The organism is Pygmaiobacter massiliensis (assembly GCF_900199435.1).
Taxonomy (GTDB): Bacteria; Bacillota; Clostridia; order Oscillospirales; family Ruminococcaceae; genus Pygmaiobacter; species Pygmaiobacter massiliensis.
The window spans coordinates 1,586,424-1,612,583 of record NZ_OAML01000003.1; the positions used below are offsets into that span (position 1 = coordinate 1,586,424).

Consider the following 26,160-nt stretch of genomic DNA (forward strand, 5'->3'; position numbering starts at 1 on the left):
GAGGATATGATGGCAAGCAAGTTTATTGTAAGGCAGCCGATTAAGAGCCCCGAGAATAAAATTATCGGCTATGAAATTTTATATCACGGCGAAAACCAGGCGTTTGGTAACGCAGCAAACTCGGCAACCAGCGAGTTTGCCGCGGCAGACACCATTTATAATTTTTTGACTCAAAATTCTGACAAGATGCTGTCCGACTCGCTGAGCTTTATGACCTTCACCACCACCTTGCTGATGAAACGGACCCCGCAGCTGTTCGACAAGTCTGAGTTGGTCATTCAAATTGACGACAGCGTCATCATACATCCTCTGGCAATGCACCTGGTGCAGCAGTACAGCAAAGAAGGTTACCGCATTGCGGTAAACCAGTTTCAGTTTGCGCCGCGCTATCTGGCGTTGATGGATAGCATCGACTACATCAAGATGAACCTGCAAACCACCAACCGCATTACCGCGCATAACATTATCGAGCTTGCGCACACGATGGGCAAAAAATGCATTGCGGTGGAAGTGGACAGCGAAGAAGCATATCGCCAGGCAATTGAGCTTGGTGTGGATGCGCTGGAAGGCATTTACGTAGCGGAAAAGCTGGCGGTGAAAGCCCACACCAGCGGATATATGCAGAGCAACTTTTTTGCCCTAATGGTGGCGGTGACCAAAGATGAGCCGGATGTGGACGAGATTGAGCAGATTATTGCCCGCGATGCCACGCTGACTTATGGTTTGCTGAAACTTGCAAACTCTACTTATTTTGCGATGCGTCACCGCGCCACCAACATTCATCAGGCAGTGATGACGTTGGGCCTTAGCCAGCTGAAACAGTGGATTTACCTGCTGAGTGCAAGCAATGCCGAGAACAAAATTGACGAGGGCAGCGAAGAATTTCTCAAGCTTTCGTTTATGCGCGGCAGCTTCTGCCGCAACCTGATGGATTACGCGGTGAATATGCCGATTGCAAAGTCGGATGCGTACCTAATGGGCATGTTTTCTACGCTCAACTACCTCATTAACGCCCCAATGGAGGAAGTGCTGTCGGCCATTCCCATTGCGGACGAGGTTAAAGATGCGCTGCTTAAGCACAAGGGGCGCTGCGGATTGCTGTATGATTTGGCTTTGAGTTATGAGCGTGCCGATTGGCCCTCTATCAACGAGTTGGCGGACCAGCTGGGGATTCCGACAAATGTGCTGACGAGCGTTTACTTTAATTGCGTGGATGACGTGTATAGTGTGTGGAAACAACTTACTACCAATATGATGACCTAAAAATAAGGCCATGCCGATAGAGAGAAAATAGGAGAAACGGTATGAATATCAAGGGAACAGAGTCTGAACAGAATCTTAAAGCTGCACTTGCTGGCGAGTCTATGGCGCGCAATAAGTATACGTTCTACGCCATGGCCGCACGCAAAGCAGGCGAGGATAAAGTAGCCGACGCGCTGGAGCGAATGGCGAAAAATGAAATGATGCACGCCAAGTTCTGGTTTGAAGCACTGCATGGGGATACCTCTGACACGCTTGCAAATTTGCGAGAGGCAGCCCAGGGCGAATTGCAGGAATGGCATAGCATGTACCCTGCTTTTGCAGCAAAAGCAAGAGAAGAAGGCCTGGAAACCCTCGCTGTCATGTTTGAGCATGTGGCAGATATCGAGCGTGACCACGAGCGCCAGTTTATGTCGCTGTGCGCTGAGCTGATGAGCACACGCAACAAAACCCAAGCACAGCCGGCCGCAGAAGCGCCTGCCCCGAAAACACAGCGCCAAGGCTACCGCTGCATGTTCTGCGGTGCCGTTTATCCCACTCGTCCAGATGTTTGCACGGTTTGCAAAGCCATTGGCTCATTTGAAAACTGCACCTACGAAGCTTAAGGCTGAAAAGCAGTGCTAGGTGCCAGATTGTGGAGTGCCTCAAAATTCAAAACTAAAATAAAAGACCGAAGCTTTGCGTTTTGCATCGCTTCGGTCTTTTTATACTAAGTAAAATTACAGTTTATGGCGCGGATGCTCAAGCACCTGCTGGCACGCCTGTGCAAGCTGCGCAGTAACCCCGACGCTATATTGCCCTTCGTAAAAAGTAAGCATTGGAATCATCTCGCCGCGGTGCATTACCACATATTTGGGCGGCAGGTGAGAAAGGGCCAATGCCTTTACGTCGACGCGGCAGCGGCGGCAGGGACACAGGTCGAACATTTTGATGTATTTATCTGCTTTTTCTTCCACCAGCTCCTGCATCACGTTGACGTAGATGATGTCCTCATCGGTGGCAACAGGGTGGCGCGCGACGCTGTCGGGCAGCGGCGCAGGCGCTGCGATAACCGGTTCAGGTTTTGTAGTGGCGACCTCTGCCTTAGGCACAGCGACCATTTCGGGTTCTTGCTCCGGCAGAGGATCCTCAACTGGCTGCACCGGAGTTTCCTCTGCGAGCGAAAGCTCCTGCGCAATGGCAGCTTCCAGCGATTCTTCAGAGGACAGGGGCTCCTCTTTCTGTGAAACAAGGGGCTCCGCAGCAGAGAGCAATTCGGCTTCTTCAAAGGGTGGTTGGGCATCCCGGGGACTGGAGTCGGCATTCTGTTTTTTCATATAATCCTCCAAATCGTCTTCAAGAGCACCACGGATGGTATCTGACAAGCTGCTGTCTAACGCATGGGCAACTTCCAGCACCGGCGGTATGAGCGTGGTTGCCGGGCTTGCGATAGAAGGTTCGCTGACAGCAGAAGGGGTGGCAGCTTCGGCAGCATCCCCGGGTACATGGCTGGTTTCGGCAATCGGCTCTGCTTCTGGGCTGTGTGAGAGCAGATTTAAAACATGAGCAGTTTTATTGCTCTTTGCATTTTTTTTCGGTGGCATAAGGGGAATCTCCTTGCATAAGCGAATTAAAGCGAAATTTTAAGGGCCTCGGTGGCAAAGGGCTCTGCAACGACAGAATCAATCAGCTGCTCAAAGTCCAGTGCGGGTTTGGAGCGTGGTGCAAAGGTTAACACGCTTTCTCCATGGGCGGGTGCCGAGGCTACGGTAACACTAGCGCGAATTTTGCTTTCAAACACGCGGGTGTTAAGCTGTTTTGCAATCTGCTCTGACAGCTCCAGCACCTCTTGGTTTAAGGTAATGCGAGGACTATACTTGTTGAGCAAAATCCCCAATACCTCCAGCCGCGAATTATAGCATCGGCGTACAGTTTCAATCGTTTCCTGAATCTGACTGATGCCGAGCAAACTTAAAATCTCGGGAATCATCGGGATGATGAGAGAGTCTGCGGCCACGTAAGCGTTGAGTGTCAGTACGTTCAGCGCCGGCGGTGTATCTATAATAATATAATCATAATTCAACTCGATGCGCGAAATTTGGCTTTTGAGCAAAAACTCTCGGCCGGGGCGGTTAAACTCCAATTCTGCCGCAGAAAGCAAAATGTTGGACGGGAGAAGATCTCCGTGTTCGGTAGATACGATAGCCTCGTCGATAGGAACCTGCCCTTTGAGCACTTCGTAGATGGTGGAGCAATTTTCAATTTCAATGCCAAGGCTAAAGCCCAGGCTTCCCTGTGGGTCGAGGTCAATGCCAAGAACTTTTTTTCCACGGTGATGCAGCCCGCTAATAAAGGCAGCGGCAGTGGTGGTTTTGCCAACCCCGCCTTTTTGATTTGTAATTGCAATAATTTTCGCCAAAAATATCCCTCCATTAGCAAAAACTGTGTCGTAAGACTTAACTTTACTATACTATATGTCGATAAAAAAATATAGAGCAGATTGCAAAAATTAAAGAAATACTGATTCTTTTTCTGTGAAAACTCCAAAAAGTTCGACAAACAGAGTTTTGACACTATCAGACATAAATGAAGGAGAGATGAATATGGCGTCGGCAGTAAGCAACGTGAATAACAGTGCGATGAGCAGCATCTACGGCAACCGTAATGTGTTGAGTGGTCTTGCCAGTGGCATGGACACCGAAAGTATGATTGAAAATGCGGTCTCCGGCATTAAAACAAAAATTACAACGCTTCAAAAAAAGCGCACCTCTTTAGAGTGGCAGCAGGAGGCTTATCGCAGCATCATTGATAAGATGGTGTCGTTCAATAATAAGTACATGTCTTATACCTCCTCGACCAACTTGCTCAGCAGCAGCTTTTTCGATAAAGCTACCACAATTACCCCGGGTGGAACAAATGCTTCAAAAGTAACCGCGACAGGAAAAAGCACAAGCCAGATTATTTTAAACAGCATCAGCCAGCTGGCAACCGCTGCGCGTTATGCGGTTTCGGGCAGTGCGCTGACCGGCAGCGACGGCGTGAGCATTTCTGCGGGCACAGCAGTGGACCTGACCCAGCAGATGGATGTGAGCACGATGACAGGCTCGATGACGCTGAACTACGGCAATAAAACCACGACCATCAACTTTGATGAACTTGAGATTTTTACTGGAGCAGACGGCAAACCCGATCCTCAGAAGCTGGCAGACGCAATTACCAAAAAGCTCGATGATCAGAAAATCGTCACGGGCACAGGGGAATCAGTTTCTGCAAGCAGCCTGATTGGGGTTACCGTGGAAGGCGGCTCGATTAAATTCACTGACAAAAAGAATGCGGGCAACGAAGTGTCTATCAGCGGAGCCAGCAGCGCTATTCAAGGTGCACTGGGCCTTACAATTTCGGCAGACAATAAGCCTACCAGTATTACCTTGACCGATGCTAATGTTTTGACCCGCAAAGTGACTACCGCAGAGTATTTGCAGGGCAAAGAGATTAACCTTACCCTCGACAAAACCTCTAAAAAAATAAAGCTGCCGAGCGCAGACGAGATTGCTGCATATAAAACTTCTAACCCCGGCGCTACCGACGCGCAGGCATTTACCGGTGCGCTGCAAACTAAAGTAGACGCTGCTTTTGGCAAGTTGAGCTCGGGCGAGAGCAAGGTGAAGGTAAGCAATCTGGATGCAACCGGAAACACCCTGAAACTGAATTTTAATGTCGCAGCCGGTTCCTCTCTGCATATTAGCTCCCAAATTGGTGCGGCACTGGGCATGGAAAATACCGAAACCAGCTACGTCAACCTGTCGCGCAAGCTTTCTGCGCTGAAGGGCCCGGATGGAAACAGCCTGCTGAACGATGCCATGGCGCTGAAAAACCCGGACGGTACTTTTAAGACCGACAGCGAGGGCAAAAAACTCTACTCTTTCCAGCTTAATGGCGTGGAAATTGGCCAGTACACCGAAGACACTGCACTGGAAACCGTACTGCGAGATGTCCGCTCGAACACCGAAGCAAACGTAGATGTCAGCTTCTCGCAGACGACGAATCAGTTCGTCTTTACCTCTAAAAATACCGGCGCTTCCGGCGGGGTAGAATTTGGCGGCGGCCTTGCGCAGGCGATGTTTGGCAATACCAAAAATGCAGATGGGTCTGCAGCTGCCGGTTATACCGCTGGGCAGGATGCAATTTTCACCGCCACCATCAATGGCCAGAAAATGGAGCTGACACGCAGCTCTAATAATGTGGATCTCGATGGTATGTCGATGACGCTGCAGGGCACTTTTACAGAGGGCAGCGGAGACGTGACATTTACGACAAAATCAGATGCCGACAAAATTGTGGGCGCGATTAAAAGCATGGTGGAAGATTATAACGCGATGGTCAAAGAGATTCGCGAGCAGTTTTCAACCACACCGCTACAAAGCAGCAAAGGCAAAAAATACGAACCGCTGACCGAAGAGGATAAAGCAAGCATGTCAGAATCTGCGGTGGCTGCTTACGAGAAAAATGCAAAGAAGGGTCTCCTTTTTGCAGACCGCGATTTATCCTCGCTGTACGAGAAACTGAGAAGCTCGATTTCCCCCACCGGTAACGATGGCTCTGCCCTACGTGAAATGGGCATCAGCACTACTTATTCTCAGGGTCTGACAACGATTTCGCTGGATGAAAACAAACTGCGCGGCATGCTGGAGAGCAACCCGGATGCGGTGAAAGACGCCTTCACAAAATCCAAAGATGCAGACGGCGCTTCCACAAATGGTTTGATGCAGTCGCTGAAAAAGCAGATGGACCAGTACGCAAGTGTAACAGGTGCAACCAAAGGTATTTTGGTGCAGAAAGCAGGCACTACGTACTCTTCGCTCTCTTTGCTGAAAAATACACTTCAGAGCAATATGAGCACCATTGATGCCCAGATTACAAAATGGGAAACCAAAATGTCCGATCAGATTGATCGCTACACCAGCAAATTTACCCAGCTTGAAAAATTGATTAGCCAGATGAATTCGCAGAGTTCTGCGCTTTCCGGTATGATGGGCGGCTAATGAGCCAAAAGGAGGAGACCCACAATGGATATGAGGGGTTACCAACAGTATAAAGAACAATCAATCAATACCATGACCCAGGGCGAATTGCTTTTACTGCTTTATGACGAGCTGGTAAAACGCGTGACCCGCGCGGAACTCGCACTGGATAAAGCGGACTATGAAGTGTTCGAGACTTCTATAGACCGCAGCTTAGATATTATCCATTATCTTGATGACACACTGGACCGGCAATATGAAATTAGTGCCGAGCTTACCCGCCTTTATGAATTTTTCTGCTATGAATTCAGCCGCATCAAAGCTGGCAGAAATTTAGAAGAGCTGCGCAAAGTAAAGCCGATGATTGTGGACTTGCGAGATACCTTTCGCACCGCGCAGAAAAGCAGCGGCATAGAAAGGTAGATGGCAGAATGGAGCAAGAAATTTACACCGAAGCACTGGTTTATACAAAACGCTTTTATAACCATATTACAGAATTATTCTCACTTACCGAGCAGCTGGCAGAAGCCGTAGACAGAGATGACCAGGTTTCGATGCGGATGCTGATTTCGATGCGAGAAGAGCCGATTTATAAAATGCGCGAGCTTGAGGCGATTTTTCACGACCAGCTAAACGAGTGGCCTGCACAGGACGCGGCCGAAATCGGAAGGATTTTAGAAGGCGGCACTGCAACCACAGAAAAAGAGGAACGACTGGCGAATGCACTGGCTGCAAACCGCAGATTCCTTCTTAAATTCGTAGAATTGGATCAGCGCATCAGCCGTAAACTGTGCGGAGAAAAATCCTTTTATGCGTCAAAAGAGCAAGAAGGCTAAGCCGCGTCTCCGCTACATCTGATTTCCGGTTTAGACAGGTGAGGGCAACCGTTTAGCACCCCTCCGTTTTTAACAACAAAAGGAGAACACGCACTATGCCCACAATACGCCTGGAAGATGTGACAAAAACTTTTTACTGGGAAAAAGGCAGGCTACCTGCTGCGCGCGAAGTAAACCTTAAAATAGAACAAGGCGAATTTTTGTTTGTTACCGGCAGCAGCGGGGCAGGCAAAAGCACCTTGCTGAACCTTATTACCGGCGAGTTGCCGCCTGACCGCGGATTTGTTTATCTTGACGATCAAAACCTCAGCCAGGCCACCGGCAGAACGCTGCAGCAGGTGCGCAAATGCTTTGGGCGTGTATGGCAGGAAGCAAGCCTGATTCGCAAAGCGACGATTGCAGAAAATTTGCTGATGGCGGTAGACCGTAAGAAGCTGAAAAAAGGCGAACGGGAAGCCGAGCGAATTGAAAAGGTGCTCGGGCTGGTAGGTATGCCGGGCGTAGAAAAGCACTATCCCGTAGAGCTCTCCAGTGGGGAATGCCGCCGCATCGAGTTAGCGCGTGCATTACTGAACAGCCCCCACATTTTAGTGCTGGACGAGCTTACCGCAAACCTTGATGCGGATAATATCTGGGATATGATGTATCTTTTGGATGAACTGAACCGACAGGGCACGACCATTATCATGGCTACACATGCGAGCCAGATTGTCAACATTATGCGCCGCCGTGTGATTACTATGGTAGAAGGTAAGATTGCAGGCGATGTTGAAAACGGAAGATACGGATCTATTGTCAAAAAACGAAACACCAAACCTTACATTATAAAGTAGCCGCAAACTGTTTTGCACCAATTCTAAAACAGAGTGAAAGCCTTGCGGTGGTTTTCTGTCTGCAAGGCATTATTCCTGTTGCGGGTACCAAGCGCAATTCCGAAATGAAGCATCTGCAAGGCACTGCAAAAAATGCAGTGCGCAGGAAAGGAGGAAGATCGCTGGTGGAAAAGAAGAAAACAGGGATTTCCGGTTGGATGGCTGCGTTGGGTGGAAAAAATGTGGCACAACCAGCCGATACTGCGCCCGATCCGGAAGTCCGCACCGAGGCCGAAACAACGGAACTGGGAGAGACCTTACCTTCCCAGGAAACGGAAGAATCGCAAATCGAACCCGTTACCGACCGACTGAAGCTATCCTCGCAGGGACCGGTTTGGACCTTATGGCGTGAATGGAACGAAAAAGAAGAGGACACCAATCCGCCTTCACTTTCGCTGGAAAACAGCCCGGACGATACCGTGCAGTTTGAAGCGGAAGAGCTGGAAAAAGAAAAACAGCACGCAGCAGAGCTGCTGGAGCGTTTTGCTGCAGAACGCCTGAAAAAGCTAAGCGTCCCTGTGGCAGAGGGCCAGGATCCGATACGGCTGAAAGCACAATGCTGGGTTGTTGTGGCGCAAAGCGGGCTGGCGGCGTGGATGTTCGCGGTGCCGCCGACCGGCGGGGAACCACCGCTTACCGAAGAAGAGATTGCCGAAGCTTTGCGCAAGGCGAAAGTCACAACCGGGCTGCATGCAGAGCAATATCAGACACTGTTGCAAGAAAGACCCTACTTCCGCCTGTGTATGGTGGCATGGGGCGTCCCCGCGCTGCCGGGTAAAGACGGCGGTGTAACCGACCACTACCCGCGTGAAAATACCCGGCAGGTCGCTTTAGATGAAGAGGGCAACGTGGACTACCGTGCGCAGAGCTATGTGCAAACCATCAAAAAAGGCGATGTCATCTGCGATGTGTACGCCCCTGTGGAGGGCACCCCGGGTGTTATGGTAACCGGGCAGGTGATTAAGCCGCCGCCGGTGAAACCGGCTGTTTTGCCCCGCGGCAGCAATACAGCGCTGGACGAAGAGGGCCTGCACCTTGTTGCGACAATGAGCGGACACTTGCTATACCATACCAATGCTTTTCAGGTGAAATCTATTTTGCAGGTACCCGGCAATGTGGATTATTCTACCGGCAACATCAACTTTTTGGGCGATGTACATATTGCAGGTGACGTGCGCGAAAAGTTTACCGTGCGTGCTACCGGTACCGTAACGATTGATGGGCTAGTAGAGGCTGCGACAGTGGAGGCTGACGGTGACATCATTGTTACCAAAGGAGTGCTGGGAGACAATAAAGCTTTGCTGAAAAGCAAAAAATCAGTAAAGGCAAAGTACCTTGAAAATTGCGTTGTTTACTCTGGCGACTGCACTTTTGCGGATTGCATTATTAACTCAGAAATTTATAGCGACCAGCGCATCAGTGTGCTGACCGGCCGAGGCACGATACTTGGCGGAAGCCTTACGGCCGCCGGACAAATTGAAGCAAACATCATTGGCTCGCAAAGCGGGCGCAAAACAGAAATTGTGCTGGGCGTGCTGCCGTATGTGCAAAAAGAGCAGGATGATAACCGTGTTGCGCTGGAGGCTTTGCGCAAAGAGCTGGAAGAAGTAAACAGGCAACTGAATTTCCTCGATAACCAGGGCAGTAAAGAGGAAGAAAACAAAAAACACGCCGATTTGCGGCTGCGCAAATCGGTGCTGGCGTTGAAAGAAGCGAAACTGGTAAAGCGCCAGCAGGAGCTGATGGAAATGAAGGTGGACCGTGCACGCTGCCGCTTAGAGGCAGGAACCATTTACCCCACCACCATTTTGCAGATAGGCGCTGCCGTTCGGAAAATTGAGGAAGTTTGGAAGGGCTGCACCGCTGTATACGACAGCCAGACCAAAGATATTGAGATTTTTTAGCTGGAGGAGATGAAAAGTGCGATTAGAACAACCCATCACTGCCCAATGGCTGCCAAAACTGGCAGAACAGTTGATGAGGAATGTTTTGAAGGACTGGGCGGAAATAGAAGTTTTGCGTCTGTCCGGCGCGCTTTCCGAGATTCCTCCGCTGGCAGTCAGCATCAAAATTGGCGGCGCGTATGACAGCTGTATTTTACTATACGGCGACCACAGTTTCTTTTTCAGGTTGGCTCAAACGCTTTTTGAGTGCAGCGAGCCGACTCAGGAAGAAGTAGAAGAAGCAGCAAAAGAATTTTTAAATATTCTCTGTGGGCAGCTGATTTCTGCGATTTATGATAAAACCGGCATTCCAGCCAGATTTTATCCTCCTTGCTTTTTTGAAACGGCGGACGTACCGCCTGCTGATTTGCAAAAAGGCCAAAGATTGTATTTTTGCAGTGACCGGCACGAACACCTGTTGCTTTATTTTGCAGATACCATTATCGCCAGAAAGGGAGATGACACAGATGAAATACCGTGTAATGGTAGTAGATGATTCTAAAATAACTTACTCGCAAGTAAAAAAGATGCTGCAGGACAGCGATTACGAAGTCGTCTCGCACTGCCGCACCGGCGAAGAAGCCCTTGCGGTTTATGAAGTGGTACAGCCGGATGTGGTGACGATGGATATCGTGCTGCCCGGCATGGATGGCCTTGACGCGGCAAAATTAATCAGAGAACGGTGGCCACAGGCTTGCATTGTAATGGCGTCCTCGTTGGCATACGATAATACAATAGATGCAGCAGTAGCAATTGGCGCAGCTGGGTTTTTGTTTAAGCCTTTTAAAAAAGAAGGCTTGCTGGAGGCGCTGCGCAGCGCAATCGCAAAAAAAGCCGCATCGAACAGCCCGGAAGACGAAGTATGATGGATTGGCTGTGGCAAGCGGTTGCCGGTAAAAGGACCTCAAATTTGCCATGGGTGCATAGCTAAGCCATATCAAAGATGAGATATCGGCCACTTTTGATAGGCCGGACAAGTACCAACCGTAAAGAGTGAGGAGAAACTATGGAAGCGTACATTGCGCGGCAGCCCATTTTCAACTGCAGAAAAAAGGTGGAAGGGTATGAGCTGCTTTATCGCGATAGTCTGACTGTAAACCAGGCCAACATCAGCAACGGCTGCCAGGCCACCAGCCGCCTGCTTTCGGATGCAATCACTGTGTTTGGGCTGCCGCAGCTGACCAACTGGCGCCCTGCCTATATCAATTTCACAAAAGACCTCATCATGAACGACTTTGTCCTGCTGGCCCAGCCGCAGGACATTGTGGTGGAAATTATAGAGGATATCAAAATTACAAATGTGCTTTTGCAAAAGCTGCAATTTTTAAAAGATGAGGGCTACGTGCTGGCACTGGACGACTATACAGGAGATCAGGCGTTTCAAAGACTGCTGCCGTATATGGATATTGTAAAGGTCGACTTCCGCCTGACTGATTACGATACCCAGCGCAGAATCGCAAACAATCTTAAAGATTCATCGATTACTTTGCTGGCAGAGAAGATAGAAACAGAAGAAGAGTTTGTCCGTTCGATGCATCTGGGTTATCAACTTTTTCAAGGCTACTATTTTGAAAAGCCGGTTATTTTGCACCGTACGCTGCCTTCAATCGCCGCGTCTTCTTACGGTCGGATTTTGCGAGAGCTGCATCAGGATGAAATTGATTTTGACCGCTGTGCGCACATCATTCATTCGGACGTTGTGCTTACTTATCGCATCATGCAAAAAATCCAGACCCTGCAATATTATCGTGGTAACATTATTACCGCAATTAAGCTGGCGCTTGTTATGATGGGGACACAGGAGTTCCGTCGCTGGACATTGCTGTTGCTTGCGCGTGAAAACAATGTAACAAGGTTTGATGAACTGGTACGCCAGTCTTACTTGCGGGGTATCTTTATAGAGCGGCTGATGCTGGAATCCAACATGGCGAAATATAGCGATCGCGGATTTTTGCTCGGTATGTTCAGTTTACTGGATCAAATTCTGGGCATTGAAATGAGTGAGTTGCTGCAAGAGATTAACGTTCCTGTGGTGATTTCAGAAGTGCTGCTGGACAAAGCAGAAAATGAATATTCTCGCTTTTTAGATTACGCAATGACATACGAAAAAGGCGACCCCAACGCAGAGCTGCCAGATTTGGATTTGCGGATTTGCCCTGAGCAGGTGGCAATGCTCTACATGGAGTGCATCAGAGAAACAGACCATATTTTTAATGAGCTAGGAGAGGTATCCAGATAATGCGAACCATAAGTAGAGCGGCCACGATTTTGCTGCCTGCAATTTTATTAACCGCCACGGTGCTCAGCGGCTGCGGTAAAGATGCACCGCAACCCCCGGAGGCATATGTAATTGGCGAGGACAGCGCGTCCCCACTGGACCAAATGCTGACAGAGGATAACGGCAGCCTTGTTGCAATAGAGGAGCCGAAAGAAGACGCTTCTTCTGGCACAGCGCCGGTTTACGTTTATCGCTATGAAAAGATTGCACAGGTAAACGAAACGGTAAAAGCTTACGCGGAGTGGCTGACAACACAAGATTCTGAATTTAATGTTATGGATGAAGCTGCTGAAGTAACAGAAATGCCGGACCTGTTGCCTACCGAAGGCACGTTGCGCGTAGCAAAATCATCGGCTGTAGAAAAGCATATCTTTGCCATTGACCTTGCGTGGAAAGACGAGGAGTGCACCGTTACGGTAAGCCAGCCAGAGGGCAGAATTACAGAGCCGGTAGAGCCAATGACCATAAGCGAAGCGATTTCTTATTTTAAGAAGCTGGAACCTGCAGACGTGGGGTTGACCGGTGATAAGATGAGCGATTATCAGATTTACCCGGTAGACGGCCTTGTTTTTGTGGACAACCGCGCTTGTCTTAAGTTTAGCATCTACAACACTACCGACCCACAGCTGACCGGGCAGGTACAGGGAATTTATTTAATGACAGGGGATAAAAAATATCTCTACCGGCTAGACCAAAAAAATGAAACCATTACGCAGCTTTTGCCTAAAATTGCTGCAAGCTCTGATACAAAAAGCAGCAGCCAAAACGCCGCTTAAAACAGAAAAGCTGATACCGGAATTTCGGTATCAGCTTTTCTGCTTTTGGAGGGAAAGGGAACAACGCCAAATTGTTTTTATGACCTATGCGCCCCGCCGTTTGGCGTCAGCGGGGGGAGGTGGAGCCAACGGAACCAGACGAAGCGCATCGACAGTGCCTTCAAGTCGCATCGGGGTATCGGGGTAATCCTCTGCATGGCAGAGCAAAAACTCGGTAAGATACCCTTCAATAATGCTGGCGTGAGAGCGCACCGAAAACGCTTCGGTGACGGCCTGGTCCAGAATAGCCTGAATAATAGCGGGGGAAACATACACGATTTCGATGTCGAACTCGCGCCCTAATGCAACAATTTGCTGTGCGATAATGAGTACCTTGGCACGGTTATCCAGCGGTAAAAATTCGATATATCCGCCAAAGCGCCCTGCAATCTCTTTTAGCACGCCACTGTCTGCCAAAGCACGGCGCCCGCGCTCGTTGGCCTCAAAAATGCGATTGGCAAGCGAAACAGTGCCTGGAGCGGAAAAACTGGACAAGGCGGATGTGTTCACCGGCTCTTGGCTGCGGTGCCCCAGTTTGCCAGATAAGTCGGTATTGGTTGTAAACAAAAAGATGCAGCGGCGAAAATCCAACTCGCGCTTATGACCGGAAAACTCTTTGCGGGCAGCACAACGGCCTTCATCAAGAACAGACATCAGGGTTTTTAAAACTTCCGGATGCGCTTTTTCAAGTTCGTCAAACATAAATACGGTGTTGGGGTTTTGCATTACGGCCTCCAATACCGGCTTATCATCGTAGCCCACATAGCCCGGGGGTGCCCCGACGAGGCGATATACCGAATGTGCCTGGGTAAAAGTGTTTAGCTCCGTCCAGACAAATTGATAAGTGTTTTCGCCCAAAAAGCTGTTAAGCACCGGCGCAACCTGTTTGCCAAGCTCTGACTTACCGACCCCGGTGGGGCCGTGAAAGATGAGTGAAAGCGGGCGAAGCGGATTTTTTTTACTAATATGCGTGAAAAGCTTAAACGCGGTTGCCTCTATGGCACGCTCCTGCCCGATTACCGTGCGCCCAAGCGCGGCGGCGAGGGCCTGATAGCCCGGAGAGCGGGATGCAGTGCTTTCGGGCAGCACCACCTCATCTGCTTCTGTAAGAGAAGTAGTGGGACCAAACGGCACAGGGGTAAAGCTGCCCTGTGCAAGATCGCCCAAAAATGACTGTAAGGCATCAAAGTTAGCAAAGCCTTGCCGAGAAGTACGAAACAGGCAGACCGCCGCGGTGTTGCGCCCAGTGTAAGAAACTGGGGGAAACACCGACATAAGATACCCTGTGCGGTCACGCCAAAAGCTTACAGTCGCCTGCTGCGGCCGGCAACCCGGCAAAAGCAGGCAGTTGCCAAACTCATAAGACCGCCCCTCTTGAGAGGCAGCGTCGATTTGCGCCTTGAGGCAGCGGTAATCAGCAGGGCTGCAGGCAGCAAAGCGAGAAAGTGAATTTTGCGACATAGTTCAAGTAATCCTTTCTACGGCATGAGTTAACAATCCATTCAATAACAGTATGAGGAAAAATTTGAGATTCAAACACTCGCAAGACAAAATTTACCTATTTAAATCATGCTGGCAGGAAGATTGCTGCTGCTGTTTCATGGTCCCAGCTTCATTCTTTTGATATAGTTGGCTTAAAGACAAAATCAAAACAACAAGCTTTTTATGAGAACGCGAGCTTACCGCTATGCCTTCATCGAGTGTGAGCTTCCCAGAAAATTTCTGAAGTTAAAAAGCACCCTGTTGAGGGCGAAACCAAATGGCAGTTTGGCTAAGGAATAAGCAATGGCGGCGGTAAAGCAGCTAAGGTCGACCTTTCCACCCTCAGCTTTGAAAGCCGCAGAAAAAAGGCCAGCATGCGACAGGATTTTACCAAAATAAAAGGACTGAAAACACAAGCGAGCTTGCATTTTCAGTCCTGAATGGTGTCCCCGCCCGGAGTCGAACCGGGGGCCTCTCCCTTAGGAGGGGAGCGCTCTATCCATCTGAGCTACGGAGACATATATTTTATTAAGGATAAACGGTTTATGAGAGATATCAAAAATTCAAAATGTGGAGCGTTATGGACTTAAATTTAGCGGTTAGAATTTGCTTGCCTTAGAGCTCGTGAAGCTGGCACCAGTGTCGGCCATAGCAATTGTATAGTATGAATGAGCTAAAAAAGCGGAAAAATAATAACCTAAGCCAATTATAAAAAGCTGCAAAAACGCTGGCTGTGCCCGCCGAAGCCTTAGTTTTGCTTAAACGCAAATAGTGCAGCAAGCGCGTAAACACGAGGAAATGGCTTGGGTTAAGGCCATAAGTGAACGGGAAAGTTCGCATAAAAAGCGGCCTTTAAGCTAGAAAACATTATAAAGTAAAAAAGATAAAAAATCAAGTTGAAATACCTATTAGGTGGTGGTACAATATAATGACCGCGCGGTGTGACAACTTGAGACAAAAAAAGTTGGCACTCTGCGCGAAGGCACTTTTTAAGCTGTAATAGCGGCATTGCAGTTGTGCCCGGGAGTGCATTTCAAAGTGAGGAAATAAAAATTGAAAAGTGATGCATTAGGCAATTTCAAAAATTGGAGTGATGTTTTTAAATCTCCCAAAAAGCCAGGTCGGCTTTCGCCCGCGCGGGTTATCGTCGGAAGCTTTTTAGCGGTGATTTTATGTGGTACGCTCTTGTTGATGTTGCCATTTTCAACGAAGGCCCCGGGGGGAATTCCGTTTTTAAACGCGCTGTTCACCGCAACCTCGGCCACCTGCGTAACAGGTCTTGTCGTTTACGATACCTTCAGCGCTTTTACTTTGTTTGGCCAGGTCGTTATCATGTTGCTTATCCAAATCGGTGGGTTGGGGTTGGTAACGCTGACTACCTTTTTTGGCTTGGTAATGGGCAAACGGCTTGGTTTTAAAAGCCTTAAGCTGGCAAGTGACTCGGTCAATTTTGACAATGCCGCTGCCGCGAAAAAAATTATTTACACGGTAATGCGCATTACATTTACCTGCGAAGCCTGCGGCGCCATTTTGCTGCTGCCAGCGCTTGCGCCAGAGTTTGGCGCGCGTGCGGTCTGGCTTTCGGTATTTACCGCTATTTCAGCGTTCTGTAATGCCGGGTTTGACCTGTTTGGCAGCGTTGCACCCTATACCAGCTTAACCATGTTCTCGAACAACTGGTATGTGCTTAGCATTATTATGTTGCTGATCGTTTTCGGTGGCCTCGGTTTTATTGTGTGGTCAGACATTCTGCTATATCCCAAAAGCAGAAAGCTGATGCTGCACAGCCGAATTGTTTTGCTTATGACAGGCGTTCTTATTTTGCTTGGCGCTGTTGTCATCGGTGCGATGGAGTGGAACAACACAAAAACAATTGCGGATGTTTCACTTTCGGAAAAGATACTATCAGCACTGTTCCAATCGGTGAGCTGCCGTACGGCAGGCTTTAACAGTATTGACCTTGGCAGCATGCATGTCCTCTCTAAATTGGCCTGCACGTTTTTAATGTTTATTGGTGCAGCCCCTGGTGGCACGGGCGGCGGCGTGAAGGTTACCACATTTGCGATTATTATTATGACCGTTATGGGCGTTTCGAGCGGGCGTGAAGACCCAATTATTCGCGGGCGTCGCATCGATAAAAAGACGGTTTATAAATCTCTTACTATAGTGACCATTGCGATGATGGTTGTAATGTTTACCACGCTGGTGTTGGTGTTTGATACGCCAGCCCGCAACGGCATGATTGACGGAAACCTGATTGACTGCCTGTTTGAAGCGGTATCGGCATTTGGCACCGTCGGCCTTTCGGTAGGCGTTACAGCAACAATGGGCACGATAGCAAAAATTGTAACGATTTTAGCAATGCTGATTGGTCGTGTAGGGCCGATTTCTATGGCAATGACCTTGAGCATCAGCGCTGGCGACCAGTGCAAGCGGGCCGTTTTGCCAGAAGCAAAAATCAGTGTCGGCTAATCTGGTTTTTTTGTGGAAATAAGAGAAGTTAGCGTTGACTAATAAAAAACGTTGACATCCTTTGATAACTGATATATTCTAAAAGAGCGGTACAACTGTGCCGCTCTTTTTTACTGCAAAGTTAGCGCTTGCTAACTTGTAGGCGCACCGCACGGCAAGGCGGCAGCGCCGCAACAGGGAGGAAACACGATGAAACTAAGTGAACTGCCGCTTGGAACACCGGCTACCATTAAGCTGGTGGGGGGCGAAGGCGCATTGCGCCGCCATTTGCTGGATATGGGCTTAACACCCAAAACTGCGGTAATGGTGCGAAAAGTCGCCCCAATGGGAGACCCGATTGAACTGCATCTGCGTGGCTACGAGCTGACGCTGCGGCTGGAAGATGCCGATAAAATAGAAGTAGAATAGGGAGGACGCAGGTATGATTTTTGCACTGGCCGGTAACCAAAACTGCGGTAAAACCACCCTGTTCAATCAACTGACAGGCTCTAACCAGCATGTGGGTAATTTCCCCGGTGTTACGGTAGAGCAAAAAGAGGGTATTATTCGCAAGCATAGCGACGCAGTGGTCGTCGATTTGCCGGGTATCTATTCGCTTTCACCCTATACCAAAGAAGAGATTGTAACCCGAGATTATCTGCTTTCGGGCAAGGTGGACGGCATTATTAATATTGTGGATGCGACGAACATCGAGCGCAACCTTTATCTTTCGATGCAGCTGATTGAACTGGGGCTGCCTATGGTTATTGCACTGAACATGATGGATGAAGTGCGTGCCAACGGCACCTCAATCGATTTAAAGGCCCTTTCTGAAGAGTTTGGCGTACGGGTAGTACCAATCGCTGCGGCAAAGAATGAAGGCGTAGACGAGCTGATAGAAGCTGCCATTAGCACGGTAGAGCGCAAGCGGGTACCGAAGCGGCTGGATTTTTGCTCCGGTGCGGTACACCGTGCAATTCACTCGACAGCGCATATGATTGAAGACCATGCAGCGGCGGCAGGCGTGCCGATGCGATTTGCGGCAAGCAAACTGATTGAAGGCGACGAGCCGATGCTGATTCGCTTGAAACTTTCCGAAAACGAAAAAGAAATGCTGGCGCATACCATCGATGAGATGGAGCGTGAGCTTGGCACCGACCGCGAAGCCGCTATGGCCGATATGCGGTACACCTTTATTGAGGGACTCTGTGCCAAAACGGTAGTAAAAACCGGACAAAGCAAAGAGCATGAACGCAGCGTTAAGATTGACGCAGTTTTGACCCACCGCTATTTTGCAATACCCATTTTTCTGTGTATTATGGCAATGGTATTTTGGCTGACGTTTGGCGTGGTTGGGGCGCTGCTTTCGGACTGGCTGGAGATGGGGGTTGCAGCAGTGACCGCTGCGGTGCAGCAATGGCTGATTAATTTTGGCACAAACCCAGTGCTGCGCAGTCTGATTATAGATGGCATTTTTGCCGGTGTAGGCAGCGTGCTTAGCTTTTTGCCGATTATCGTGGTACTGTTCTTCTTCCTCTCAATGCTGGAGGATTCCGGCTATATGGCGCGTGTGGCATTTGTCATGGATGGACTGCTGCGAAAAATCGGGCTTTCCGGGCGCAGCTTTGTACCGATGCTCATCGGTTTTGGATGCAGCGTGCCTGCCATTATGGCGACCCGCACCCTTTCCAGTGAGCGCGACCGCAAGATGACCATTTTGCTTACTCCGTTTATGAGTTGCAGCGCAAAGCTGCCTATCTATGCACTTTTTACTGCTGCGTTTTTCCCCGAACATGGCGCGTTGGTAATGATTTTGCTTTATATCATCGGCATGGTACTGGCGGTATTGCTGGGGCTTTTGATGAAAGATACCGTGTTTGGCGGCAACCCGGTACCATTTGTGATGGAGTTGCCCAGCTATCGGCTACCGAGCCCCAAAAGCGTGGCTTTGTTGATTTGGGATAAGGTGAAAGATTTCTTGACCCGCGCGTTTACTGTAATTTTTGTTGCTTCGATTATTATCTGGGTTTTGCAGACGTTTGATATCCGATTTAATATCGTGGCGGATTCCTCGGCTTCGATGCTTGCTTCAGTGGGGCGGCTGTTGGCCCCGGTGTTTGCACCGTTGGGCTTTGCCGACTGGCGCGCTGCAACGGCGCTGATTTCCGGGTTTACGATGAAAGAAGCGGTAGTATCCACCTTTGCAGTGCTGACAGGGGGCAATTTGCAGGTTACCCTTAGCAGTATTTTTACTCCGCTTTCTGCATTTTCGTTTTTGATTTTCACGCTGCTATACACCCCTTGCGTGGCTGCTATTGCGGCAGTGCGCAGAGAGATGAACTCCAGCCTTGCTGCGGCAGGCGTGGTGCTGTTTCAAACCGGTGTGGCCTGGGCAGTCAGCTGCCTTGTTTACCAACTGGGGCGGGTTTTGCTGGGTGTTTAGCACTGGAGCGGCCAAAGGAGATATGTTATGAGCGGTTTTGATTTATTTTTGATTCTGCTGATTTTACTTTGCGTGGTGTTGGCGGTACGTTATCGCCGCAAGCATCCTGGTTGTGGTGGCAATTGCGCGTCTTGTCAGGAGCGTTGCAATAAACCGCAAAAAACAGAAAGTGAAGCACCTCCAAAAGAAAAGTAACTTTTAAAAGCGATGTCTGTGCTACACAGGCATCGCTTTTTGCGTAAAAGAAACGATGCGTGGCCTTTGCGAGCGGCAGAATTTGTGCTATACTGGGAATAATTGTAAACAGTCAGAAACATACAATACAGGCAAAGCTTGTGAAAACCTTTTAATACTATCCTTTTGTATTTTGTTTAAAAAGTGTTTTTATTTGCTTGGGTTATAAAATGTAGCGCAATTAAAGAAAGATCTGGAATCAAAACGCCGGAGGCCGGCGGAAATATAGCATAAAAAAGGAAGTTGCAGATATGAAAATCAATCAGGTGCGGGCGGTCTATTTTAGTGCCACAGGCACGACCGAAAAAATTGTTGCAGCAGCTGCAAAAGCTGCCGCCGAGCAACTGGGCGTGCCGGTCGTGGTAAGTGATTTTACCCTGCCCGGTGCCCGCGAAAATACGCTTACCTTTGGCGCAGAGGAACTGGTGTTCTTCGGTGTACCCGTTTATGCGGGTCGTGTACCCAACCTGCTGATGCCCTATGTGCGGGACAGGGTGAAGGGCGACAATACCCTAGCTGTGCCGATAGTGCTGTTTGGCAACCGTAATTTTGACGATGGGCTGATTGAGCTGCGCAACCTGCTGGAGGCCGATGGCTGCCGTACCATTGCCGCAGGCGGCTTTGTGGGTGAGCACTCTTTTTCCACGACACTTGGCGCAGGCCGCCCGGATGTGGAAGATATGGCACTTGCCGTACAATTGGGCCAGACCGCAGCAGCACGCGCCAAAGCGCTGAACGAGCTGCCGACGGCGCCCGTGGAAGTGCGCGGTGAAGACCCCATTCGCCCCTATTACACCCCGCGTGACCGCGCCGGGAACCCGGTGAATATTTTAAAAGTAAAGCCGAAGACCAGCGACGCCTGTACCAAATGCGGTCTATGTGCAGAGGTTTGCCCCATGGGTTCCATCAACAAAGAAAACCCGGCGGAGGTGCCCGGCATTTGCATCAAGTGCTGTGCCTGTGTGAAAAAATGCCCGGTAGGTGCTAAGTACTATGACGACGCGGGTTACCTCTACCACCAGCATGAGCTGGAAGAAGGCTTTGCACGGCGCGCTGAGGTTGAATTGTTTTAAGCCGAGGTGGCGAAAATTAGTTAACCTTTTGGGATTGCTTGGCGCAAGTCATACATCGCAAAAACACTCGACGACCTATCAGGTGCGCCGAGTGTTTTTTATTTTAAAATGGACTTAGGTGTGACCAAGGAACTGGAGCTGGTTGCTTGCCTTGCATTACTTTAGCTGCGCGGTTTACCGCTTGCCACAAGTTGCGCAAAGCGCAGCTGAGAGGGCAGGCCGCTGTATTCTTGTTTGGCAGAGAAACTGCGGTCAAAGGCCCTTGCTTCTTCTGTATCAAAATCATACGCATCCCCTTCATAAAAAAGGCCGGCACAACCTTTCAACGCCCCAGGAACCAGCTCTAAAGCCAGCAGAGAGGGCAGGTAGCTATTCCACGAAGTGCCGATGCCATAGCTTTCGGCAGGCACAAAGCCAACTTTTGTGTAAAAAGCAGGGTCGCCAAAGATAAGAACAGCGGTATGGCCCAGTGCTTTTGCCGCCGCTAGACTATGGGAAAGCAACGCTTGCCCCACCCCTGCGTTTTGAAATGCGGGCAGCACTGCAAACGGCCCGAAAGTGAGGACCGGGTGTTTTGTGCCATCATCGCCAACAATTTCGCTTTGCGCATACATGATATTACCGATGAGGGTATCTTCTTTTAAGGCTACAAAATCCAGCTCTGGCAAAAAAGCCTCGGCACCTCGCAGCGTGTGTGCAAGGTAATGCTCGCTGCACCCGGGGACGTAGTGATTCCAAAAGGCTTCACGCACCAGTTCTTCTACTTTGCGGTAATCGGCAGGGGTTTCGTTGCGAATTGTGATTTCCATAAAGCTGCTCCTTTCGAGCGATTAAAAAAGAAAGCAGCGGCACGCCCTTAAATTGGGCTTGCCGCTGCTGCATAAATAGAAAAGGCTTTGCTTTACAGCGGTTTGCCAAAGCAGTTTAGCGCTCTTCGATGGTATAGGTGAATTTGAAATCCTGCTGCAGAGCCTTAACCTTCTCTTCGTTGTCTTCGATGAAAGTAGAGGTGTAGATGGATTTGCCCTCTTTCTGGTACTCTTTTACGATTTCCTCGAGTTTTTCCCAGCACTCTTTGTGGCGGGGTTCTTCCTCTTCGTTGAGATTGATGATAAATTCACGGTGTTTCGGGATTCTGGCTTTCATGTTTTTCTTCCTTTCCAATCTAAACCCTGCGTGTAAGTTACAGGGTTAACTACAATAAAATTTATCTTTACGCACACTGCGCGCAAATACTTAAGAGACTGGGGGACCTTTAAAAGAAATCTGCTGCTTTTTTGCTTTTTTTCGAGCCTTGCACGGATGGCTGCGGCAGAGTGCGGGCTATTTTGCGGTACATCTGCGAAGAAAGGATTGCGCCTGCAATCAGCTCGCCCATCTTAGAGCAGCTTACCGGTACACAGCCGGCGCTCATAATGTCAACGGTGCGGTAACCGTCGTCCAGCACACGGTTAACCCCCGTCTCAATCGCCTCAGCTTCTGACAGCAGGCCGAAAGAGGACCGCAGCATCATAGCAATGGATAAGATAGCACCGATGGGGTTAGCGATGTTCTGGTCCGCAATGTCGGGCGCAGAACCGTGAATCGGTTCGTAGATGCCTACGGTGCCATCCCCCAGGCTGGCCGAGGGAATCATACCGATGGATCCTGTCAGCATACATGCTTCCCCAGAAAGCACATCGCCAAGCATATTTTCAGTGAGCACCACATCAAATTGCCAGGGGTTGCGCATCAACTGCATTGCAATGCTGTCTGCCAGCATATCGGTAAGCTGAATAGAGGGGTATTCGTCCCGTGCAATGCGATGCACGACCTCTTTCCAAAGGCGGCTGCAAGAGAGAACGTCGGATTTGTCGACCGAAACAACCCGCCCATGGCGTTTTTTTGCCATTTCGAACGCAGTGCGCGCAATCCGCTCAATTTCAGATTCGCTGTAACTCATCAAGTCACTTGCAACACTTTGACCGCCGCGCAGCACGATGTCGTGGCTGCCGAAATAAATGCCGCCGGTCAGCTCACGCACCAGCATCAGATCAATGCCCTGCGCCGCTACCTGAGGCAGCAGCGGGCTGGCATGGTAAAGCTGTGGAAACATTTTAATCGGGCGAAGGTTTGCGTAAAGCCCCATTTTGTCACGCATGGTCAGCAGTGCGCGTTCCGGCACAAGGTGCTGGGGCAAGCTGTCCCACTTGGGGCCGCCAACTGCGCCAAACAGCACGCAGTCTGCCACAAGGCAGGCCGCAAGGGTATCGTCCGGCAGGCAGCTGCCGCTGTGGTCAATGGCACAGCCACCGGCTTCATACTCTTGCAGATGAAAGGTGTGCCCGAACCGTTTACCGATGACGGCAAGCGCACGCATAGCCTCGGAAACAGTTTCCGGGCCGATGCCGTCGCCTTTGATAACCACGATTTTGGCGTTCATCGCTTGTCACGTCCTTTATAGATGAGAATTGTACCCTTAACTATATCGCGGAAAGCGGGAGCTTGTCAAGCGAACTGATGAGTAAAGAAATGTTGATTTAATGCGCTGTACAAGTCGACAATGTGTTGAAAAAATGCTAAAATAACAAAGATTATTTTGAGCGGAGTGCTTTTTGTTCTGCAAAACCGATTGCTCTTTTGCAAAATGAAATAACCGTCTGCTGAATCTCGCAGGCAGACTGCTTGGTCGCTGACTTTCAGCGCCCTGACTTTTACAAAATAGAACCGGTTTTGGGAAAGCAAGAGGTAGAACTGTGAACTATGAAATGGCACAGTATATAGAAGTGAATACGATTGCGTTGGTTATGCTGGTAACCATGTGGTATTATGTCGTCGGTACACACCGTGTAAACGAGACAAAAAAGAGACAGATTTTCATTAAGATGCTGGTGACCAACGGTGTAATTTTACTTTCGGATATTGGTATCTATTTGCTGAGGGGCCGTTCTGCTTCTCATTGGATTCTAATTACGCATGTACTGTGTGTTGTATTTTTCTTGATGCACGGATGCTTTGGTTATTTTTGGATGCAATACTCTTTGCAGTGCCTTTGCCCGGATTATCAGCCGAGCAAGCAATCGACTGTTCTGTTGTGGGCCCCCCAAGTGCTAAGCAGCGCTATTATTATTGCAAGCCCTTGGACGGGCTGGGTGTATCAGATTTCTGAGGAAAACAGGTACCACCGCGGCCCTTATATGTGGGTTGTTATGACACTGGCATGTGTTTACTGGGCAGCGAGTGTAGTGCTGACGGTAGCTGAGAAAATCAATCCTAAGCAGATACGGGAAGCTTCGGTTTATTGCGCGTTGCTGATTTTTCCACTGCCTACCTTTATTGGCAATCTGTTGCAGTTGCGTTTTTACGGTATGTCGATTGTATGGGTATGTTCTGCTATTTCGCTACTCATCCTTTTTATCAATCTTCAAAATAACCAACTTTCGCGAGATATGCTAACCGGCCTTTTTAACCGCCGCCAAACCAATGTGCAGCTGGCATGGGAGATGGAACATCTGCCAGATAGTGGCTACCAACTTTTTTTGGCGATGGTGGATGTCGACCATTTTAAAAACATCAACGACCAATGTGGGCATTTAGCTGGCGACCAAGCAATAATTCAGGTAGGAAAAATCTTGCGGGGCAGTTGCCGGAAGAAGGATTTTATCGGGCGCTTTGGCGGAGATGAATTTGTCATTATAGGACATACTACAGCAGCTGGTGACTGGCAGGCCATAAAAGAAACGATTCAGCAAAAAACAGCGGAAGTGAACACCCAGCAAGGGCTGCCTTATTGGATTTCCTTGAGTGTAGGCGTTACCATGTACAGCAGACAAGACGAATTGACCGTAGACGCTATGCTGAGCGCAGCGGACCAGGCAATGTATCGCGTAAAAGCACAAAGGCACCTTACTGAAAAAACGACAGCTATAAAACATTAATACAGAAGGCCGCCTGCAATTTGCAGGCGGCCTTTTTATTAATCTTCGAGCAGCAGGGGAAGCTCAATCTCGTACTTCGACTCGGTTGCGCTCTTATCTTCTGCCTGATTGGTATAGGCTTTGATATTGGCGATAGATCTTTCGATGGGCTGCAGAGTACCGGCACCCGCAACGCATCCGCCGGGGCAGCCCATGCCTTCGAGCAGGTAGCCGTTATATTTACCGGCTTTTGCAAGCATAAGCATCTTTTTGCATTCCTCAAGACCCTGTGCCGCAACCACCTTTACCTCGCGGTCCGGATCAATATGAGAGATAGCCTCTTTGACTGCAGCAGCAACACCGCCGCCCACTGCAAAGCCACGACCCGCAGCAGTACCTTCGCGCAGGGGATGGGTTTCGGTGATGGTATCGAAATCGATGCCTTTTGCTTCAAACATGCCCATGACCTCTTCAAAGGTGAGGACGAAATCAACATCGCTGCGGATAGAACGACGGCTGGCCTCCAGCTTTTTCGCACTGCAAGGTCCGATGAAGACGACCTTTTCGCCCGGGTGCTGGCGTTTGCACAGACGTGCGGTGAGCACCATCGGGGTAAGAGCCATCGAGATATAGGGCGCAAGGTCGGGGAAGAGCTTTTTCGCCATAACAGACCAGCTGGGGCAGCAGGAAGTTGCCATAAACGGCTGCTCTGCGGGAACTTTTTCAAGGAAGTCTTTTGCCTCGTCCAGCGTGCAAAGGTCAGCGCCGACAGCAACCTCGGCCACGTGACGGAAACCGAGCATCTTCATTGCAGTTTTCAGCTTGTCGGGGGTCATATCTGGGCCAAGCTGACCGACAAAAGCCGGGGCGATGATGGCAATGACTTTTTCACCGGCATTGAGGGCCTGGATGAGCTGGAAGATCTGGCTCTTGTCCGAAATGGCGCCAAAGGGGCAGTTGACGAGGCACATGCCGCAGGAAACGCATTTGTCGTAGTCAATCTCTGCGCGACCCAGCGAATCGCTGTGGATTGCGCCCATGCCGCAGGCGACCGCACAGGGACGCTCTTGCTTGATGATGGCATGGTAGGGACAGACGGTGGCGCAGCGGCCGCATTTGATACATTTCGCGGGGTCGATATGGCTATGGCCGTGCGAATCAAACGAAATGGCATCTTTGGGGCAAACCTCTTTGCAGGGATGTGCCAGGCAGCCCTGGCAGCCGTCGGTAACCAGAAAACGCTTTTCCGGGCAGGAGTTACAAGCGAATTTGATGATGTTGATGAGCGGCGGTTCGTAATATTTTTCGGGAATCGCGCTTTCTTCTACCCCGTAGGAAAGCGGGGCGTGCTGATCTAGCGGGCGCAGATTTAAGCCCATAGCAAGGCGAATACGCTCAGATACGATGGCGCGCTCTAAAAAGATGCTGCCGCGGTAAGATGCTTTCTCACCGGGAATAATCGTGTAAGGCAATTCTTCGATGCGGGAATAATCTCCCCCTTCATATGCCATTCGGGCGACCTCGGTGAAAACTTTGCGCCGAATGTCTGTGACGGAAGAATAAATCCCTCGGATACC

24 protein-coding genes and 1 tRNA gene are annotated in these 26,160 nt (G+C 49.7%); 17 read left to right on the forward strand and 8 right to left on the reverse strand.

Going from position 1 to position 26,160, the window contains the following annotated elements; genetic code table 11:
• Positions 1 to 6 precede the first annotated feature (6 nt).
• Together C1A11_RS12215 and C1A11_RS12220 are read left to right on the forward strand one after the other, a co-directional pair.
• Entirely contained in the window at positions 7 to 1,263 is a 1,257-nt protein-coding gene (locus tag C1A11_RS12215; RefSeq protein WP_242965934.1) for an EAL and HDOD domain-containing protein, read from the forward strand.
• A gap of 41 nt (positions 1,264 to 1,304) precedes the next feature.
• Positions 1,305 to 1,865, forward strand: a complete 561-nt coding sequence (locus tag C1A11_RS12220; RefSeq protein WP_102050725.1) for a rubrerythrin family protein — start codon at positions 1,305 to 1,307, stop codon at positions 1,863 to 1,865.
• A gap of 114 nt (positions 1,866 to 1,979) precedes the next feature.
• On the opposite strand, the gene C1A11_RS12225 is transcribed toward C1A11_RS12220, so the two are convergent.
• Positions 1,980 to 2,843 (reverse strand): late competence development ComFB family protein, encoded by an 864-nt coding sequence (locus C1A11_RS12225; protein WP_102050726.1) that lies wholly within the window; start codon positions 2,841 to 2,843, stop codon positions 1,980 to 1,982.
• 26 nt (positions 2,844 to 2,869) lie between these two features.
• Positions 2,870 to 3,658 carry a ParA family protein gene (locus tag C1A11_RS12230; protein ID WP_102050727.1) on the reverse strand — a complete coding sequence of 263 codons (789 nt, stop codon included), beginning with the start codon at positions 3,656 to 3,658 and terminating at the stop codon, positions 2,870 to 2,872.
• 184 nt (positions 3,659 to 3,842) lie between these two features.
• Here C1A11_RS12230 and fliD point away from each other — a divergent pair, with 184 nt between their 5' ends.
• From fliD to C1A11_RS12275, 9 genes are all read left to right on the forward strand, one after another.
• Positions 3,843 to 6,281, forward strand: coding sequence for a flagellar filament capping protein FliD (fliD, locus tag C1A11_RS12235; RefSeq protein ID WP_242965935.1), 2,439 nt, complete (start codon positions 3,843 to 3,845; stop codon positions 6,279 to 6,281).
• A 24-nt stretch (positions 6,282 to 6,305) separates the two neighbouring features.
• The gene (fliS, locus tag C1A11_RS12240; protein ID WP_102050728.1) at positions 6,306 to 6,683 is read left to right on the forward strand and encodes a flagellar export chaperone FliS; all 378 of its coding nucleotides are present in this window, start codon (positions 6,306 to 6,308) and stop codon (positions 6,681 to 6,683) included.
• 8 nt (positions 6,684 to 6,691) lie between these two features.
• Positions 6,692 to 7,096: a hypothetical protein gene (locus C1A11_RS12245; protein WP_102050729.1), complete on the forward strand. Its 405-nt coding sequence runs from the start codon at positions 6,692 to 6,694 to the stop codon at positions 7,094 to 7,096.
• A gap of 95 nt (positions 7,097 to 7,191) precedes the next feature.
• The gene (locus tag C1A11_RS12250; RefSeq protein ID WP_102050730.1) at positions 7,192 to 7,929 is read left to right on the forward strand and encodes a cell division ATP-binding protein FtsE; all 738 of its coding nucleotides are present in this window, start codon (positions 7,192 to 7,194) and stop codon (positions 7,927 to 7,929) included.
• A gap of 164 nt (positions 7,930 to 8,093) precedes the next feature.
• Positions 8,094 to 9,872 carry a DUF342 domain-containing protein gene (locus C1A11_RS12255; protein WP_180950351.1) on the forward strand — a complete coding sequence of 593 codons (1,779 nt, stop codon included), beginning with the start codon at positions 8,094 to 8,096 and terminating at the stop codon, positions 9,870 to 9,872.
• 16 nt (positions 9,873 to 9,888) lie between these two features.
• Positions 9,889 to 10,407: a chemotaxis protein CheX gene (locus C1A11_RS12260; RefSeq protein ID WP_102050732.1), complete on the forward strand. Its 519-nt coding sequence runs from the start codon at positions 9,889 to 9,891 to the stop codon at positions 10,405 to 10,407.
• Positions 10,379 to 10,777: a response regulator gene (locus C1A11_RS12265; protein WP_102050733.1), complete on the forward strand. Its 399-nt coding sequence runs from the start codon at positions 10,379 to 10,381 to the stop codon at positions 10,775 to 10,777. The genes C1A11_RS12260 and C1A11_RS12265 overlap by 29 nt, the downstream gene beginning before the upstream one ends.
• Positions 10,778 to 10,917: 140 nt before the next feature.
• Positions 10,918 to 12,150 (forward strand): EAL and HDOD domain-containing protein, encoded by a 1,233-nt coding sequence (locus tag C1A11_RS12270; protein WP_102050734.1) that lies wholly within the window; start codon positions 10,918 to 10,920, stop codon positions 12,148 to 12,150.
• Positions 12,150 to 12,965, forward strand: a complete 816-nt coding sequence (locus C1A11_RS12275) for a hypothetical protein (RefSeq protein WP_102050735.1) — start codon at positions 12,150 to 12,152, stop codon at positions 12,963 to 12,965. The genes C1A11_RS12270 and C1A11_RS12275 overlap by 1 nt, the downstream gene beginning before the upstream one ends.
• An 84-nt stretch (positions 12,966 to 13,049) precedes the next feature.
• Here the strand turns inward: C1A11_RS12275 and C1A11_RS12280 are convergent, their stop codons facing one another.
• Together C1A11_RS12280 and C1A11_RS12290 are read right to left on the reverse strand one after the other, a co-directional pair.
• Positions 13,050 to 14,465 (reverse strand): AAA family ATPase, encoded by a 1,416-nt coding sequence (locus C1A11_RS12280; RefSeq protein WP_102050736.1) that lies wholly within the window; start codon positions 14,463 to 14,465, stop codon positions 13,050 to 13,052.
• Between the two features lie 462 nt (positions 14,466 to 14,927).
• Positions 14,928 to 15,004 (reverse strand) — tRNA-Arg (locus C1A11_RS12290).
• A 535-nt stretch (positions 15,005 to 15,539) separates the two neighbouring features.
• Here C1A11_RS12290 and C1A11_RS12295 point away from each other — a divergent pair.
• The 5 genes from C1A11_RS12295 (at position 15,540) to C1A11_RS12315 (ending at position 20,687) form a co-directional block, all read left to right on the forward strand.
• Complete coding sequence (locus C1A11_RS12295; RefSeq protein WP_242965937.1) at positions 15,540 to 16,958, forward strand: TrkH family potassium uptake protein; 1,419 nt, start codon at positions 15,540 to 15,542, stop codon at positions 16,956 to 16,958.
• Positions 16,959 to 17,147: 189 nt separating this feature from the next.
• Positions 17,148 to 17,366 (forward strand): FeoA family protein, encoded by a 219-nt coding sequence (locus tag C1A11_RS12300; protein WP_102050738.1) that lies wholly within the window; start codon positions 17,148 to 17,150, stop codon positions 17,364 to 17,366.
• 13 nt (positions 17,367 to 17,379) lie between these two features.
• Entirely contained in the window at positions 17,380 to 19,380 is a 2,001-nt protein-coding gene (feoB, locus tag C1A11_RS12305) for a ferrous iron transport protein B (protein ID WP_102050739.1), read from the forward strand.
• Positions 19,381 to 19,407: 27 nt separating this feature from the next.
• The gene (locus tag C1A11_RS12310; protein ID WP_102050740.1) at positions 19,408 to 19,575 is read left to right on the forward strand and encodes a FeoB-associated Cys-rich membrane protein; all 168 of its coding nucleotides are present in this window, start codon (positions 19,408 to 19,410) and stop codon (positions 19,573 to 19,575) included.
• Positions 19,576 to 19,865: 290 nt separating this feature from the next.
• On the forward strand, positions 19,866 to 20,687 hold the full coding sequence (locus C1A11_RS12315; RefSeq protein WP_102050741.1) for a 4Fe-4S binding protein: 822 nt from the start codon (positions 19,866 to 19,868) through the stop codon (positions 20,685 to 20,687).
• A gap of 161 nt (positions 20,688 to 20,848) precedes the next feature.
• Here the strand turns inward: C1A11_RS12315 and C1A11_RS12320 are convergent, their stop codons facing one another.
• The 3 genes from C1A11_RS12320 to leuB form a co-directional block, all read right to left on the reverse strand.
• Entirely contained in the window at positions 20,849 to 21,496 is a 648-nt protein-coding gene (locus tag C1A11_RS12320) for a GNAT family N-acetyltransferase (protein ID WP_102050742.1), read from the reverse strand.
• 115 nt (positions 21,497 to 21,611) lie between these two features.
• A complete protein-coding gene (locus C1A11_RS12325) occupies positions 21,612 to 21,833 on the reverse strand; it encodes a methylenetetrahydrofolate dehydrogenase (protein ID WP_102050743.1) in 222 nt (73 codons plus the stop codon).
• A gap of 109 nt (positions 21,834 to 21,942) precedes the next feature.
• On the reverse strand, positions 21,943 to 23,109 hold the full coding sequence (leuB, locus tag C1A11_RS12330) for a 3-isopropylmalate dehydrogenase (protein ID WP_102050744.1): 1,167 nt from the start codon (positions 23,107 to 23,109) through the stop codon (positions 21,943 to 21,945).
• A 313-nt stretch (positions 23,110 to 23,422) separates the two neighbouring features.
• On the opposite strand from leuB, the gene C1A11_RS12335 reads away from it, so the two are divergent.
• A complete protein-coding gene (locus C1A11_RS12335) occupies positions 23,423 to 24,604 on the forward strand; it encodes a GGDEF domain-containing protein (RefSeq protein ID WP_102050745.1) in 1,182 nt (393 codons plus the stop codon).
• Between the two features lie 38 nt (positions 24,605 to 24,642).
• Here C1A11_RS12335 and C1A11_RS12340 read toward each other — a convergent pair whose 3' ends face one another.
• Entirely contained in the window at positions 24,643 to 26,157 is a 1,515-nt protein-coding gene (locus C1A11_RS12340) for a 4Fe-4S dicluster domain-containing protein (RefSeq protein ID WP_102051093.1), read from the reverse strand.
• Positions 26,158 to 26,160 lie beyond the last annotated feature (3 nt).

What these genes read in the sequence shown, in the direction of transcription:
- C1A11_RS12250 (WP_102050730.1), top strand. Translation starts at nt 7,192, where the DNA reads ATGCCCACAATACGCCTGGAAGATGTGACAAAAACTTTTTACTGGGAA.
- C1A11_RS12325 (WP_102050743.1), bottom strand. Translation starts at nt 21,833, where the DNA reads ATGAAAGCCAGAATCCCGAAACACCGTGAATTTATCATCAATCTCAAC.
- C1A11_RS12320 (WP_102050742.1), bottom strand. Translation starts at nt 21,496, where the DNA reads ATGGAAATCACAATTCGCAACGAAACCCCTGCCGATTACCGCAAAGTA.
- C1A11_RS12300 (WP_102050738.1), top strand. Translation starts at nt 17,148, where the DNA reads ATGAAACTAAGTGAACTGCCGCTTGGAACACCGGCTACCATTAAGCTG.
- C1A11_RS12270 (WP_102050734.1), top strand. Translation starts at nt 10,918, where the DNA reads ATGGAAGCGTACATTGCGCGGCAGCCCATTTTCAACTGCAGAAAAAAG.
- C1A11_RS12225 (WP_102050726.1), bottom strand. Translation starts at nt 2,843, where the DNA reads ATGCCACCGAAAAAAAATGCAAAGAGCAATAAAACTGCTCATGTTTTA.
- C1A11_RS12245 (WP_102050729.1), top strand. Translation starts at nt 6,692, where the DNA reads ATGGAGCAAGAAATTTACACCGAAGCACTGGTTTATACAAAACGCTTT.
- C1A11_RS12315 (WP_102050741.1), top strand. Translation starts at nt 19,866, where the DNA reads ATGAAAATCAATCAGGTGCGGGCGGTCTATTTTAGTGCCACAGGCACG.
- fliD (WP_242965935.1), top strand. Translation starts at nt 3,843, where the DNA reads ATGGCGTCGGCAGTAAGCAACGTGAATAACAGTGCGATGAGCAGCATC.
- C1A11_RS12275 (WP_102050735.1), top strand. Translation starts at nt 12,150, where the DNA reads ATGCGAACCATAAGTAGAGCGGCCACGATTTTGCTGCCTGCAATTTTA.
- C1A11_RS12310 (WP_102050740.1), top strand. Translation starts at nt 19,408, where the DNA reads ATGAGCGGTTTTGATTTATTTTTGATTCTGCTGATTTTACTTTGCGTG.
- C1A11_RS12215 (WP_242965934.1), top strand. Translation starts at nt 7, where the DNA reads ATGATGGCAAGCAAGTTTATTGTAAGGCAGCCGATTAAGAGCCCCGAG.
- feoB (WP_102050739.1), top strand. Translation starts at nt 17,380, where the DNA reads ATGATTTTTGCACTGGCCGGTAACCAAAACTGCGGTAAAACCACCCTG.
- fliS (WP_102050728.1), top strand. Translation starts at nt 6,306, where the DNA reads ATGGATATGAGGGGTTACCAACAGTATAAAGAACAATCAATCAATACC.
- leuB (WP_102050744.1), bottom strand. Translation starts at nt 23,109, where the DNA reads ATGAACGCCAAAATCGTGGTTATCAAAGGCGACGGCATCGGCCCGGAA.
- C1A11_RS12265 (WP_102050733.1), top strand. Translation starts at nt 10,379, where the DNA reads ATGAAATACCGTGTAATGGTAGTAGATGATTCTAAAATAACTTACTCG.
- C1A11_RS12280 (WP_102050736.1), bottom strand. Translation starts at nt 14,465, where the DNA reads ATGTCGCAAAATTCACTTTCTCGCTTTGCTGCCTGCAGCCCTGCTGAT.
- C1A11_RS12220 (WP_102050725.1), top strand. Translation starts at nt 1,305, where the DNA reads ATGAATATCAAGGGAACAGAGTCTGAACAGAATCTTAAAGCTGCACTT.